A 647-nucleotide genomic window follows, 5' to 3' on the forward strand; every position below is an offset into this window, starting at 1 on the left:
GGAGGTCGTAATTTTTTTACGGAGAGTTTGATCCTGGCTCAGGACGAACGCTGGCGGCGTGCTTAACACATGCAAGTCGAACGATGAAGCCCAGCTTGCTGGGTGGATTAGTGGCGAACGGGTGAGTAACACGTGAGTAACCTGCCCTTGACTCTGGGATAAGCGCTGGAAACGGCGTCTAATACCGGATACGACCTGCCCCGGCATCGGGTGCGGGTGGAAAGTTTTTCGGTCAAGGATGGACTCGCGGCCTATCAGCTAGTTGGTGAGGTAATGGCTCACCAAGGCGACGACGGGTAGCCGGCCTGAGAGGGTGACCGGCCACACTGGGACTGAGACACGGCCCAGACTCCTACGGGAGGCAGCAGTGGGGAATATTGCACAATGGGCGAAAGCCTGATGCAGCAACGCCGCGTGGGGGATGACGGCCTTCGGGTTGTAAACCTCTTTTAGTAGGGAAGAAGGGCTTCGGCTTGACGGTACCTGCAGAAAAAGCACCGGCTAACTACGTGCCAGCAGCCGCGGTAATACGTAGGGTGCAAGCGTTGTCCGGAATTATTGGGCGTAAAGAGCTCGTAGGCGGTTTGTCGCGTCTGCTGTGAAAACCCGAGGCTCAACCTCGGGCCTGCAGTGGGTACGGGCAGACT

Annotated in this window: 1 rRNA gene; it reads left to right on the plus strand. The window is 57.7% G+C overall.

The window, feature by feature from the left end:
* Positions 1 to 15: 15 nt before the first annotated feature.
* A 16S ribosomal RNA gene (locus C5D66_RS16715) occupies positions 16 to 647 on the plus strand; the annotation flags it as partial.

Source organism: Rathayibacter sp. AY1B4, assembly GCF_002932815.1.
Classification (GTDB): domain Bacteria; phylum Actinomycetota; class Actinomycetes; order Actinomycetales; family Microbacteriaceae; genus Rathayibacter.